Annotated in this window: 14 protein-coding genes; 6 read left to right on the top strand and 8 right to left on the bottom strand. The window is 57.3% G+C overall.

What is annotated here, in order from left to right; genetic code table 11:
• Window positions 1-271: 271 nt before the first annotated feature.
• From benD to F451_RS0106480, 7 genes are all read right to left on the bottom strand, one after another.
• Window positions 272-1,051 carry a benzoate diol dehydrogenase BenD gene (benD, locus tag F451_RS0106510; RefSeq protein WP_020680551.1) on the bottom strand — a complete coding sequence of 260 codons (780 nt, stop codon included), beginning with the start codon at window positions 1,049-1,051 and terminating at the stop codon, window positions 272-274.
• Window positions 1,048-2,079, bottom strand: a complete 1,032-nt coding sequence (gene benC / locus F451_RS0106505; RefSeq protein WP_020680550.1) for a benzoate 1,2-dioxygenase electron transfer component BenC — start codon at window positions 2,077-2,079, stop codon at window positions 1,048-1,050. The genes benD and benC overlap by 4 nt, the downstream gene beginning before the upstream one ends.
• A 20-nt stretch (window positions 2,080-2,099) precedes the next feature.
• Complete coding sequence (gene benB, locus F451_RS0106500) at window positions 2,100-2,591, bottom strand: benzoate 1,2-dioxygenase small subunit (protein WP_020680549.1); 492 nt, start codon at window positions 2,589-2,591, stop codon at window positions 2,100-2,102.
• Complete coding sequence (locus tag F451_RS0106495) at window positions 2,588-3,964, bottom strand: Rieske 2Fe-2S domain-containing protein (protein WP_020680548.1); 1,377 nt, start codon at window positions 3,962-3,964, stop codon at window positions 2,588-2,590. Before F451_RS0106495 ends, benB begins: the two co-directional genes overlap by 4 nt.
• 124 nt (window positions 3,965-4,088) lie before the next feature.
• A complete protein-coding gene (gene catA, locus F451_RS0106490; RefSeq protein WP_020680547.1) occupies window positions 4,089-5,030 on the bottom strand; it encodes a catechol 1,2-dioxygenase in 942 nt (313 codons plus the stop codon).
• Window positions 5,031-5,096: 66 nt separating this feature from the next.
• On the bottom strand, window positions 5,097-5,387 hold the full coding sequence (gene catC / locus F451_RS0106485) for a muconolactone Delta-isomerase (RefSeq protein ID WP_020680546.1): 291 nt from the start codon (window positions 5,385-5,387) through the stop codon (window positions 5,097-5,099).
• A gap of 34 nt (window positions 5,388-5,421) precedes the next feature.
• Entirely contained in the window at window positions 5,422-6,543 is a 1,122-nt protein-coding gene (locus tag F451_RS0106480) for a muconate/chloromuconate family cycloisomerase (RefSeq protein ID WP_020680545.1), read from the bottom strand.
• A gap of 106 nt (window positions 6,544-6,649) precedes the next feature.
• Between F451_RS0106480 and F451_RS0106475 the strand changes: the two genes are divergently transcribed.
• From F451_RS0106475 to F451_RS0106455, 5 genes are all read left to right on the top strand, one after another.
• Entirely contained in the window at window positions 6,650-7,552 is a 903-nt protein-coding gene (locus F451_RS0106475) for a LysR family transcriptional regulator (RefSeq protein ID WP_020680544.1), read from the top strand.
• A gap of 178 nt (window positions 7,553-7,730) precedes the next feature.
• Window positions 7,731-7,904, top strand: coding sequence for a helix-turn-helix domain-containing protein (locus F451_RS27605; RefSeq protein ID WP_020680543.1), 174 nt, complete (start codon window positions 7,731-7,733; stop codon window positions 7,902-7,904).
• Between the two features lie 647 nt (window positions 7,905-8,551).
• Window positions 8,552-9,562 (top strand): TRAP transporter substrate-binding protein DctP, encoded by a 1,011-nt coding sequence (gene dctP, locus F451_RS0106465; RefSeq protein ID WP_020680542.1) that lies wholly within the window; start codon window positions 8,552-8,554, stop codon window positions 9,560-9,562.
• Entirely contained in the window at window positions 9,562-10,095 is a 534-nt protein-coding gene (locus tag F451_RS0106460; RefSeq protein WP_040879488.1) for a TRAP transporter small permease subunit, read from the top strand. Before dctP ends, F451_RS0106460 begins: the two co-directional genes overlap by 1 nt.
• 53 nt (window positions 10,096-10,148) lie before the next feature.
• On the top strand, window positions 10,149-11,474 hold the full coding sequence (locus F451_RS0106455; protein ID WP_026291555.1) for a TRAP transporter large permease: 1,326 nt from the start codon (window positions 10,149-10,151) through the stop codon (window positions 11,472-11,474).
• Window positions 11,475-12,210: 736 nt separating this feature from the next.
• On the opposite strand, the gene F451_RS24950 is transcribed toward F451_RS0106455, so the two are convergent.
• Window positions 12,211-12,750 carry an isocitrate/isopropylmalate family dehydrogenase gene (locus F451_RS24950; protein ID WP_020680539.1) on the bottom strand — a complete coding sequence of 180 codons (540 nt, stop codon included), beginning with the start codon at window positions 12,748-12,750 and terminating at the stop codon, window positions 12,211-12,213.
• A 13-nt stretch (window positions 12,751-12,763) separates the two neighbouring features.
• Here F451_RS24950 and F451_RS0106445 point away from each other — a divergent pair, with 13 nt between their 5' ends.
• Window positions 12,764-13,039 (top strand): LysR substrate-binding domain-containing protein, encoded by a 276-nt coding sequence (locus F451_RS0106445; protein ID WP_020680538.1) that lies wholly within the window; start codon window positions 12,764-12,766, stop codon window positions 13,037-13,039.
• The last annotated feature ends 88 nt before the right edge of the window (window positions 13,040-13,127 follow it).

The raw sequence follows: 13,127 nt of genomic DNA, 5'->3' as shown, positions 1-13,127 counted from the left end.
TAGTTCTGTGGAGTGCGCTGGCAAGGGCAAGCGGTAAACATGTTGTGTGTTATCGGGTGGGCTTCTGGGGTGGCCAGACGCCCTGGGGAAGCTGCAAACAAGTCCCGGCGGTCCCCTGCGAGTCCTGATGCCTGTCGATGCAAGTGATGCGGCATAGAGACACAATGTGCCGGGAATCCCCCAAAGGGCACATTGGTCTTGCACCTTTTCAAAAGGCCGTCACGCAGCAGGCGCGCTTCGGACCCCGCCGTTTGGCTCGTTAATGAGTTCCTTAACCCAGGTCGCCTCCAGCCACGGGCAGGATGGTGCCGGTCATGTAACCGGCCGCGTCCGAAGCCAGGAACAGAATCGGCTCAGCCTGCTCATCGAGGGTGCCGTAGCGGTGCATGAAGCTGGTTGCATTGGTCTGATCGATCAGGGTCTGGTACCAGGCCTTCTCCTGCTCGCCCTGCGCCTCGGTATTGCGCGGGGTCAGGCGGGGCGGCGCTTCAGTGCCGCCCGGTGCCGTGGCGTTGATGCGAATGCCATGCTCGGCGTATTCAAAGGCCAGGTTAACGGTCATGGCGTTAACCCCCCCCTTGGCGGCACCATAGGGCACACGCATCAGCCCCCGAGTAGCCACCGAAGACACGTTCACGATGGCACCGCCCTTTTGCTCCAGCATGTAAGGCAGTACCGCACGGCAGCACCACATCGTCGGAAACAGGGACCGCTGGATCTCTTTCTGGATCTGTTCCGGCTGGTAATGCTCGAACGGCCGGGCCCAGATGGTGCCACCGACGTTGTTGATCAGAATGTCGATGCGGCCATACTGCTCATGGGCCCTGCTCATGACCCTCTCGGCGCCTTCCCAGGTTTCCAGGTCAGCCTGCACAACCAGGACGTCGGCGCCCTGGTCGCGCAGCTCAGCAGCAACGCCCTGCACGAAATCCGAGATGTCCACCAGCACCAGGCGGGCGCCCTCGGCAGCAGCGAGTTCAGCCACCCGCTTGCCAATGCCCTGGGCTGCGCCCGTAATGACCATCACCTTTTGGGTGAAACGCGGAGTCATGCGACCTTCTCCTTCACCGCCGGCGCGCTTGGCGCGAACTTCTCGTAATGGAACGAGTTGGGCTCGATACCCTGCTCACGGAAGTAACCCAGTACGGCATCCACCATGGGGGGAGGCCCGCAGAGGTAAACATCCACATCACCCTCGTTGATGGGCGCGTCTTCCATGTGACCGGTTACATAACCTTTGCGCGGATGGTTGCTCTCTTCGCTGGCAACCACCGTTTTGAAGGTGAAGTTTTCAACGTCTTCGGCAAAGGCTTCCAGCGCCGCCACACAGACCAGATCGGCATCACCGGTCACGCCGTAGATCATGTGAGCCGGCTGGTCACAGCCTTTTTCTTTCAGGCTTTCGAGCATGGACAGGAACGGCGCCAGGCCCGTACCGCCCGCCAGCATCAGCACCGGACGCTCAACCGGGCGCAGGTAAAACACCCCCATCGGGCCGGTCAGCGTCACCTTGTCACCGGTCCTCGCCTTGCCTACGAGCCAGGAGCTCATCAGGCCGCCCGGCACGTTGCGGATCAGAAAGCTCAGCTCACGACTGCCCGGACGGGAACTGAACGAGTAGGCGCGGGTTTTGTCGCTGCCCGGCACCTGGATGTTCACGTACTGACCCGGCAAAAAGCCGATATCTGCATCCGCGGTGATCTTGAGTTCGATGGCGCTGGGCGAGATCAGGTTGACCTCGTCCACAGTGCCGGTCACCGCCGCGTTGGCGGATTTGCTGCAGAGCGAAGCCGCGGCGGGAATTTCCACCACACAATCACTGGAGGGCACCATCTGACAGGTCAGGACCATGCCCTGTGCGGCTTCCTCATCGGACAGCGCGTCGTCGATGTACTCTTCGCCCAAGTCGAACTGTCCCTGGCGGCAGGCTCCCTTGCAGGTACCACAGACACCGTCGGAGCAGTCCATCGGCAGATTAATCTGCGCGCGGTAGGCGGCATCGAGTACTGTTTCACCCTCGTTGCACGTGATTACTCGAGTGACGCCGTCTTCAAAGTTAAGCGCGATGTTGTAACTCATGATGATGCTCTCCCCATCAATTACAGGTGGTAAACGTCCACGACCTGATTGATGCAATCGTTGGTCAGAACAATCTTCTTGAACCGAATCAGCGGTTCACCGCCCCGTACATCCAGGGTGTAGAAAGACGTTCCGTAGTATTCCGCCGTCGTCTGGTAGCGATAGGATTTGGTCAGCCAGTTGAACCGCAGCTGTACCTCATTCTCGTCCTGGGACAGAACCTCCAGACCACTGATGAAGTGGTTGGTGCGCGGTTCTGGCAGCGAGCTGGCACCGGAACGCTCGGTTTTGATCCGGTAAATCCGGTCTTCCAGGCCATCCCTGTTCGCGTAGTAGATGAGAGAGATCTCGCTTTGCGGATCTTCGGTCAGCTCATCGTTGTCATCCCAGGCGGGCATCCAGTAGGTGACGTCCTCGTGATAGCACGCCAGCCAGCGGTCCCAGTCACGGTCATCCAGGTAACGAGCCTCGCGGGTGATGAACTGCTCGATGTCGTGGTAGCTCAGGCTCATGCGGACACCTCCTCTTCAGTCACGGGAATGAAACCGGCACGCTCAGCGTCAATGGCGCGGAGCATTTCGTACTGCCAATGCCGGTGGTGGTTCACGTACAGGCCTTCGTCTTCAGGCTTGGCACCGCTCATGGCCGGCTTCATGTCCAGCTGCTTGGCGTGCTCGTCCGCCCCGTCGATCCATTGTGTGGCGCCACGGCTCATATCGTTCCAGCGCATGCCACGGGCTTCGTAGCCACTCTGGCAAGCGCGGAATTCTTCCAGGTCGTCCGGCGTACCCATGCCGGACACGTTGAAGAAGTCCTCGTACTGGCGAATACGCTTGGTGCGCAGCTCTGCCGGCTCATTCTTCGGACCGAACGCATAGATGGTGACTTCGGTCTTGTTGACGTCGATCGGACGCGTCACGCGGATCTGGGTCGAAAACTGATCCATCAGGTATACGTTCGGGTACAGGCACAGATTCTTCGTTGTGCGGGCGATGGAGTCTGCCCGGGCCTTGCCGTAGGTTTTCTCGAGCCGCTCCAGCTGACTGAAGATCGGACGCGCCTCCGGGTTCAGCAGGCGGGTCCACAGCATCATGTGGCCGTTTTCAAAGGAGTAGAAGCCCCCTTCGGCAGACCAGCTCTTGGCGTCCACAGCCTCGGTACCGCCCTTTTCATAGTTCCGCTGCCCCATGGTGGACAGGTAGTTCCAGTGCACCGTGCTGACGTGATAGCCATCGGCACCGTTCTCCGCGGTCAACTTCCAGTTGCCCTCGTAGGTGTAGGTAGAGCTGCCACGCAGGACTTCCAGGCCGTCCTCGGACTGGTCAACGATGTTGTCGATAATCTTGGTGGTCTCACCCAGGTGCTCTTCCAGCGACACGACATCAGCATTCAGGCTACCGAACAGGAAGCCACGGTAGTTGCCAAACATCGCCATTTCTTTCAGGTCGTGAGAACCGTCGGTGTTGAACTGCTCCGGGTACGCGGCCTTCTTCTGATCCTTTGCCTTCAGCAGTTTGCCGTCGTTGCGAAAGGTCCAGCCGTGGAACGGGCAGGTAAAGGAAGCCTTGTTGCCACGCTTCTTGCGGCACAGGGTGGCACCACGATGCGAGCAGGTGTTCAGGATTGCTTTCAGCTCGCCTTCCTTGGTGCGGGTAACGACCACTGGCTGACGTCCGACGGTCACTGTGAAGTAATCGCCCGGATTCGGGATCTGGCTCTCATGGGCCAGGTAGACCCAGTTGCCTTCGAAGATGTGCTTCATCTCCAGGTCAAACAGTTCGCGGTCGGTGAAAATCCCGCGATCGCACTGGTAGCGGCCGGTTGCCGGATCCGCAACAACCGCATTGCGGACCTTGTCTGCGAGTTGTTCGAGTTTGTTGCTCATGTCTTCTGACTCCTTTTGTTTTTGTGATACCCGTTTTCAGGCGTGAGCCTCCCCGGGACCACCCCTTCACAGGGGTGGCCAATCACAGAAACTAGAACCTTGGGGGGTTGGTCGGACAGGCCGTTCAGGCAGTCTCGCCTTCAAGTGCGCGCTTGCGCTCGTGGCGTGCCTGAAGTGCTGATTTGTCGGTAGCGACCAGCTGGATATTGAATTCCACCTGGGTGAACGGCCCGTTCAGGCCAAACAGTTCCGCTTTCGCAGCATCCTCGACGCGAACGGCATCAACCACGAGTTCTTCACGGGTTGCGAAGGCGAAGTCATCATAGGTGTACTCGTCTCCGGCCAGGTTAATCTGGGTGGTCAGATGCTTGTATTCCGGCTTGGAGACAAAGAAGTGAATGTGCGCAGGACGGTTGCCATGACGGCCCAGCTCGTTCAGCAGCTGCTGGGTGCAACCTTCGGGCGGGCAGCCATAGCCAGCCGGAATGATGGAACGGGCAGTGTAGCGGCCGTTCTCATCAGTCACGATGCGGCGGCGCAGGTTGTATTCGCTCTGGGACTGGTCGAAGTAGGAGTAAGCACCCTTGGTATTCGCGTGCCAGATATCAACAACGGCGTTCGCCAGCGGCTGACCATTTTCATCGGTGACCAGGCCGGTCAGGATCATGGTCTCTGCAGTCTCGTCAGTACCATCATCCATGCGGGCAAAACCTTCACTCTTCGGTGCGCCAGCCACATACAGCGGACCTTCGATAGTGCGCGGAGTACCACCGGCCAGGCCGGCCTGCGCGTCTTCGGCATCCATGCGGATATCCAGGTACTTGTCCATGCCCAGACCCGGTGCCAGCAGAGCGGCTTCACCGTTCTGGCCCAGTGCGTTGACGTAGTAAACGGCCTGCCAGAATTCATCCGGAGTGATATCGAGGTCTTCAATAGTCTGGAAAACATCGTGCATGACGCGGTGAACGATTGTCTTTACGCGCTCATTGCCGCCCTCTTTATTAAAGCCGGCAACTTTCTCCAGCAGGTCCTTCACTTCGGCGGTTTGCATGGTTTTAACGGTCATTGTTGTTATCCTCAGTGCTCTTGTTGTTGTGAAAAACAGCCCTTCAGCAGGCAATGGTGCATTGGTTTAACGGTCATCTTCATGGATAGAAGACGGGTGCCGGCACAGCGGCGCGACGGTGATATCCATGTACGGGAACAGGGGCAAATTGCTGATCAGGTCCTGCAACTCGGCGTTGTCCTGCACATCGAAGATGCTGACATTGGCGTAGCTGCCAGCGACCCGCCACAGGTGGCGCCACTTGCCCTGCTGCTGCAGCTCCTGGGCGTAGGCCTTTTCCCGCGCCTTGATTTGCGCAGCTACGTCGGCAGGCATGTCCTGCGGAATGTTCACCTTCATCTCAACTTTGAACAGCATGTGCTTTCCTCTGTTTGCTGATCGTTGCGGCATCTCAGTCTTTTCGGCGATAGAGGGCCAGCTTGTCTTCGTCAATCTCGATACCCAGGCCCGGGCCTGTCGGCAGGTCCACGCCGTTGTCATGAAAATTCAGCGGCTTGACCACGATGTCGTCTTTCATCAGCAGCGGGCCGAACATCTCGGTGCCCCAGTGCAGGGTCTCGAGGGTCGACCAGGCATGCAGGGATGCAGCGGTACCGATGGTCCCCTCCAGCAGGGTGCCGCCGTACAGGCCGATACCGGCGGCCTGAGCAACGGCGGCCTGTTCCAGGGCTCGAACAGGGCCACCCGCTTTGGCGATTTTCAGGGCAACGGCACCGGAAAAACCGGCGGCGGCGAGGTTGTACATATCCTTCGCATCCGCCACGGCTTCATCGGCCAGAATGGGGATATGGAACCTCTCGGACAGGCGCACCAGTGCGGCGTGATCCTTCATCGGCGTAGGCTGCTCAACCAGGTCAACTCCAGCGGCCTGCAGCTCCGCCATCCCCTTGGCGGCAGTGGACTCGTCCCAGGCCTGGTTGACATCCACCCGCACGCTGGCGGCCTCGCCCAGGGCCTCTTTGATCGCCGCGACATGGCGGATATCGTCCATCAGCGCACGGGAACCGATCTTGAGCTTGAAAGCACAGTGGCGGCGGGTTTCGATCAGGTCGAGTGCTTCCTTGATATCCTTGGCGGTATCGCCGCTGGCGAGGGTCCAGAGCACCGGAAGGTGCTGCTGAACGGCGCCGCCGAGCAGATCGGATACCGGGCGGTTCAGGCGCTTGCCCTGCAGATCAAGCAAGGCCGTTTCAATGGCGGACTTGGCCAGGTTGTTGCCGCGGGTCGAGCGGTTTAACATTACCCTTAGAGTATTGATTTGATCCGCAGACTGGCCAATCAGTTGTGGTTTGAAATAGGTGTCGATGGTAAGTTTCACGCTCTCCGGGCTTTCCGGACCGTAGGCCAGACCACCAATCGTAGTGGCTTCGCCCAGCCCTTCGAGGCCGTCGGAGTCCTTCATCCGCACGATAACCATGCTCTGAACCCCCATGGTTGTCATGGAGAGCTTATGAGGGCGGATGGTCGGGATGTCGACCAGAATGGATTCAATGGATTGAATGGTCGAGGACATGGGCTCTCCGAATCGCAAGTAAGAAATGCTGTGATTCGAAAATTACATAGTTTCGCAGAGGCGATCCAATATTGATTAAGTACTGACCAATACCCTGGAGGTATGGATGGAGCTGAGACACCTACGGTACTTCGTCGCGGTGGCGGAGGAAGGCAACCTGACCCGGGCCGCAAAAAAGCTGTTTATTGCGCAGCCACCGCTGACGCGGCAGATCAAGCAGCTCGAGGAGGAAGTGGGGGTGGAGCTTTTCATCCGCAAACCCCGGGGGCTGGAGCTTACGAGCGGCGGTGAATACTTTCTGGAACAGGCCCGCCAGATTCTGGACAAGGTATCGGTCACTGTGGAGGACACTCGACGCATTGCCCAGCACCGCAAGACCGTCTTTTCCATTGGCTTCGTGCCGTCGGTCTTTTACGGACAGCTACCCATGATGGTTCGACGGCTGCGACAGAATAAAAACCTGGAGATCGTCCTGCATGAACTGAAAACCCGGGAGCAGGTTGAAGCCCTGAAAGCGGGCAAGATCAACATTGGCTTCGGCAGGGTCAGCATTGAAGACCCCGATGTCGAGCAGGAACTGCTGTTTAATGAACCGATCATTGCCGCGATCCCTGCTGGCCACGTACTGACTCGCCACCCCCCTTCAATGAAGGAGCTGTCGGAGTGGCCCATGGTCGTTTTCCCTTCGGGTCCGGGACCAAACTTTGCCGCCATTACCCAGAGCCTGTTTCATGGCCGAGGTCTGAAAGTCCGCGTCAGTCAGCAGGTCAATGACCTTCAGACAGCGCTGTCTCTCGTAGCCTCGGATATGGGCTTTACCCTGGTACCGGAACAGGTGCGCAAACTCAGTCGCGAAGGCGTGGAGTACATGCCCCTGGAGGACCACAACATCACCGTACCCGTCATCGCCTCGCGCCGACGGGGCGAGAACCCGAATGCGGTGATGCGCCTTGTTAATACCATACTGGTTGAACTGGTCGAGAACCGGCTGACAGGACGGTACCCGTAATCAACGGGGCAGTTGCCGCACTTTTTATGCTGATTCGAGGCGACTGGATGCTGTGAGCCTGTACTCGCAGGCGTCTGTGAATATCGCGCTGCCCATTGAGAATCGAATTCACCCTCACTTGCTTAGCATGCTAACCACTTGCCGTATTGCTTAGCACGCTAAGATAAAGGAGGAGAATATGGAAAGTAATCTGGGCTGGCTGGTGAACCGTACGGCCCTTCTGTGGCGCACCGTGGTTGACAGGCACATGGCCGAGCTGGGCCTGACTCAAAGCCGCTGGGTTGCAATGCTTGCGCTGGACACAATTGGGAAAGGATGCAGCCAAAGCAGCCAAAACCTGGCGGTTCCATAAACGCGGTTCTTCACGGATGAGCGCGACAACAAGGACACCGGCATAGTCGAACATCAGCGACGTTGGCATTTTTCAACGAAGACAAAGCCTTACAACGTATTACGCAACGGCGAACCCGATCAGGTACGCCCGTATAGCCCTGACTCCGCATCGTCAACGGATTAATACGTCCAGCAAAATGCATACGCAGGCAACAGCCTGCCGGGTGCGCCGAGCCTGAGACCAGGCAGGCTGTCTTGCAGTCATACCCCCGATGACTGCAGCCTAGCACGCCGATCGCATGGCTTTTTCGCAGAGACAGGCCATTGAAAACATCGGTCGAACGGACCTCCCCTGGCAGCAGAGCTACGCGGATCTCCTTTTAAACGCCCCTAAAAACAGGTCATTCGCCCAATGGCCCCAGTGTCAATTAGGTAGCGCTTAAAGAGGTGCGTGAGTCTGAGCAATCGCATGTCAGTACGTCGGAAAAATTTTAATCACACGGCATCCAACTGGTAATTTGACCAAAAGCATCTAGTGTTCAGTTAAGTCGTCACCTGGCCGCAACGTGGCAGATCCATGTCGCATACAAACACACGGGATATCGATCAGCCTGACAACAATGGCTACGGCTTCAGCAATAATAACCAACAGGGAATCCCCGAGACATGAAACGACGCGATTTGATCAGAACCGCCGCCGCCGGGCTTGTCGCTGCTCCACTGGCAATCAGCGCCACCTCAGCCAGTGCTGCAACGACCCTGCGCATGCAAACTTACTGGGGCAAGGAAGCCAACGATATTTTCGATGCGTTTACCGATGATGTGAAAATCGCATCCAATGAGGAGCTCAGGGTACGTCGCTACACCGGCAGCTCCCTGGTACCCGATGCGGAGATGTTCCAGGCGGTCAGCAAAGGCACCATCGACATGTGCCAGGGCTATGCCGGTTACTGGCCGGGGCAGCTCGATATTGCATCCATCGAAGCCGGTCTTCCCGCCGCCTGGACCAACTACGACGAAGCCATGTACATCATGGATACAAAGGGCCTGGCTGACCTGATTCGCGAGTCCTACGCCGAACACAACGTGCATTACCTGGGCCCGATTATGGGTGGCCCGTTCGACCTGCTGACCAAGGAACCGGTGAACAGCCTGGACGACCTGAAGCAGATGAAAATACGCGCCACCCCCAGTGTCGCGAAGATTCTTGAGCAGTTCGACATCCCGACCGTATTCCTGCCCGGATCCGAGCTCTATGTCGGTCTTAGCACCGGCACTATCGATGGCGTCATTTACGCCGGCACCAACGAATACCTGTCGATGAAGCTTTACGAAGCTGCCAAGCACTATACCTCGCTGAACATGGTCAACCCCGGCTATACAGACGAGATTCTGGTCAACATGGACAAATGGAAGTCCCTCACCGAGGAGCAGCGCAAGTGCATCGAGCTGGCATTTGCCAAGCACGCGAGCAAGATGCATACCTGGATGGTCAGCGGCTCCATCGATGCCTCTGCCACCGGCCACTTCGTTATGAGCTCCCTGTCACCGGAAGATTCGGCCCGCCTGCGCAAGGCGGCAGAGGTAATCTGGGAAGAGGAAGCGGCCAAGTCCGAGCGTAACAAGAAGGCCATCGATATTCTCAAGGCCGCCGCCAAGGCAACCGGGAGAGCTTGATGACAGGGATATCTCGATTGCTCGATACAATCGACGGGATATCCGAATTCATTGGCAAGGCCGTCTCCTGGATGTGCCTTGTCATGATTGGCGTCCTGCTCTATGAAATCGCGGCCCGTTATTTCTTCCTCAACCCGACCTCCTGGGCTCACGAAACCACCACCATGCTGTATGGCACTTTTTGCATACTGGCCGGCGCCTATACCCACCGGCATCAGGCCCATGTGCGTAGCGAAGTCGTCTATCACCTGTTTTCCCAACGCGGCCGTGCAATTCTGGATGTCATAACCGGGTTTGTAGTTCTCGTCGTCTTCGCGGTCTTCTTTTACGCTGCCTGCGAGTTTGCGCTTGAATCCTGGCAAAACAACGAAATGTCGTCGAAGAGCACCTGGGGGCCGCCCGTCTATCCGTTCAAAACCATGCTGCCCCTGGGGGTCGGCCTGGTCTGGTTGCAGGGCTTTGCAAACTGGATCAGAGACATCCTGATGGCCTTTAATCTCGCACCCGCTGACGACGCCAGTAACGCGACATAGAACGCGCAAAGTCATAAAACACCCTATCACCAAGACATTCAAAGGAATTCAAGGTGTCAGAACTTGATCCGTTACTCATTACGATAGGCATGTTCGGAGCCATGTTCGTGATGCTGATGTTGGGCGCCCCACTAGCCTGGTCGCTGCTCAGCGTCGGTATCGTATTTGCCTTTTCCCTCTGGGGACCTGGCTCTCTGGAACTGCTGACCATCAGCTCTTTTGCGGCTATGGACAACTTTCTGCTCGTTGCCCTGCCGATGTTTATTTTCATGGGGCTGATGCTGGAACGATCAGGCATCACTGACGACCTGTTCGAGATGATGAACAAGCTGATGGGGCAGATCCCGGGCGGACTGGGCATCGGTACTGTCATCATCTGCGCGCTGATCGCCGCCATGGCGGGCGTGTCAGGCGCCGCAACGGTCAGCCTCGGCGTCATTGCCCTGCCCGCTATGCTCAAACGTGGCTATGACAAGAAACTGGTCACGGGCACGATTATGGCCGGTGGCGCTCTCGGGTTTCTCATTCCCCCCAGCGTGCTGATGATCCTCTATGCGTTCCTGGCCAGGGAGTCCGTCGGCAAACTGTTTGCTGCCGGGCTGATGCCGGGGCTTATGCTCGCCGGCATCTACATCCTCTATGTGCTGATCCGCAGCCGTATCAACCCGTCTCTGGCCCCCCCGGTACCCAAGGAAGAACAGGTCGACTGGGTCGGTAAGCTGAAGTCACTCAAGGCACTGGTGCTGCCAGGGGCACTGATTACTACAGTACTGACCTGTATTATCTCGGGGATCACGGCGCCATCCGAAGCCTCCGCGATCGGCGCAGCCGGCGCCATTCTCTGTGCCGCCATTTACCGAACGCTGACGTTTGCGATGCTCAAGGATGTATTACTGAGCACCACCCGCCTGATGGGCATGCTGATCTGGATAACAGTGGCGGCCATCTTCTTCAGCAAGGTTTACATTGGTCTGGATGCCGGATTCCTGCTGCAGGATATTGTCGAGGATACCAGCCTCTCGCCAATGTGGGTCATTATCATGATGCTGTGCTGTTACTTCGTGCTCGGCATGTTCCTCGACGACTTTGCCATCGTGTTTATCACGGTTCCGCTGTTCGTGCCGATTGTAGAGTCACTCGGCTTCGATACGATCTGGTTTGCCGTACTCTTTATCGTGAGTATGCAGTGTGCCTATCTCACGCCACCCTTCGGCTACAACCTGTTCTATATGCGATCGGTGGCACCGCCTGAAGTCACCATCTATGACCTATACAAAGCGGCAGTGCCCTTCATTGTGCTGCAGATTATCGGTCTTGGTCTGTTACTGGCATTTCCGCAAATAGCGCTCTGGCTTCCAGAAGTGCTATACGGGCCCTGATGATCCGCATCCATCCACCACCCACGCGGGGCCTTACAGGCCCCGCGTATCATTTAGCCTGTTGCAGAGCAAAGACAACCTACTGTGCTGAGTAACGGGATTTCTTCACGGCCGCGCTTGCTGTCCTGCACATCAGATTTATGATCCTCTGATTTTTCCAAGTTTCAGCGGTTCTGACCCAAAAATCTGCCGTAGGTAATTTTATGTACAGATTTAAAACCGACTCCGTACATTTTATATTATTAATCCGGCGGATTGATTCCTTTTCGTACGGTAGGTTAATAGCTTAGCCGCAGCCTCGCTCAAACCTATGCGAGCCACCAGGGTACAGCCGAAAGTAGCCGTATGTAACGATAATTTAAATCCAAACAAATCAGAATTCCGGCGCCAAATAGAAAAATAAAAAATACTATCCACCAAAAATAAAAGTAGCCCTTGTTATCCAGAAGCCAAAATAACCGAATAACCTATTTATCCGGCGGACAACATAATGACTGCTACTGGTAAATATCACCAAATGCGACGCCCTTTATTTGGTCATATTCTTCTAACGATATCTTGACGCGCTTCACGCAAATTATTTATACCCAAAATAAGGGCCTGCCGTGGCCGAGCCACGTGGTAGTTCTCTGCACTCAACGGGATACGGCAGGGTGTGCCGGACACCGACATCCCCTCTCTATCACGAAAAAACGGGCCAGAGCGGCCCGTTTATAAAGACACCAGCGTGCTGCTATCAGAGTGCGGCCTGCACCGCCTGCGCCAGTTCGGCGGTCGTGAGGCTGCCGTGCATATCCGGCGTACCGGCACCCGAGGCTGTAACCGCCTCAAGCGCATTCATCAGCGACTCGGCTGCGGTAGCTTCACCAAGATGTTGCAGCATCAGGGCACCGGCCCAAAGCGTCGCCAGCGGGTTGGCCAGCCCCTTGCCCATAATGTCGGGCGCCGATCCATGCACCGGCTCGAACATGCCGGGACCACCGCTCACCGGATTGATATTGGCCGAGGCCGCAAAACCAAGCCCCCCCTGAATGGCCGCACCGATATCCGTGAGAATGTCGCCGAACAGGTTGGATGCAACCACGACATCAAGTGTCTCGGGATTGGTGATCATGCGCGCGGCAATGGCATCGACATGGTAGCGGGTTACTTCGACGTCCGGATAATCGGCCGCAACGCGGTCGGTCATTTCGTCCCAGAACACCATGCTGTGGCGCTGGGCGTTGGACTCCCCCTGCCCTGGGTAGTGCCGCCCCCCCTGGGCCTCGTCACGCATCAAGTTAAACCAGATGTTCTACAAGCACGGCCTCAACCCGCCGGTTGACCTGATCGAATCGGCATCCTTTCTGACCATCCTTACCTTCGTGCGCCAGCGACCAGCCATCGGCTACCTGGCACGGGACGTCGCGCAACATTTCGAGGCGCAGGGGTTACTGAAAGTACTGGCGCTGGAGATGCATATTGAATTGCCGCCGGTGGGCATCATCACGATGCGCGGCCGAATCAGAACGCCGACCTGCGCTCGGCTGATCGACTGTTTGCGACAGGCCGCCGCGCAGCGCTGAGCACAGGTTTTATGAGAGGGGGCCAGCACAGGTGCGTGGGAAGCCTGCTACTCGAGCAGGCGCCCGGGTCTGAGCCGAATCGACCCGA

Origin of the sequence: Marinobacterium rhizophilum DSM 18822, from assembly GCF_000378045.1 — a bacterium.
Lineage (GTDB): Bacteria > Pseudomonadota > Gammaproteobacteria > Pseudomonadales > Balneatricaceae > Marinobacterium_A > Marinobacterium_A rhizophilum.
This window is presented reverse-complemented; position numbering and strand designations above follow the sequence as displayed.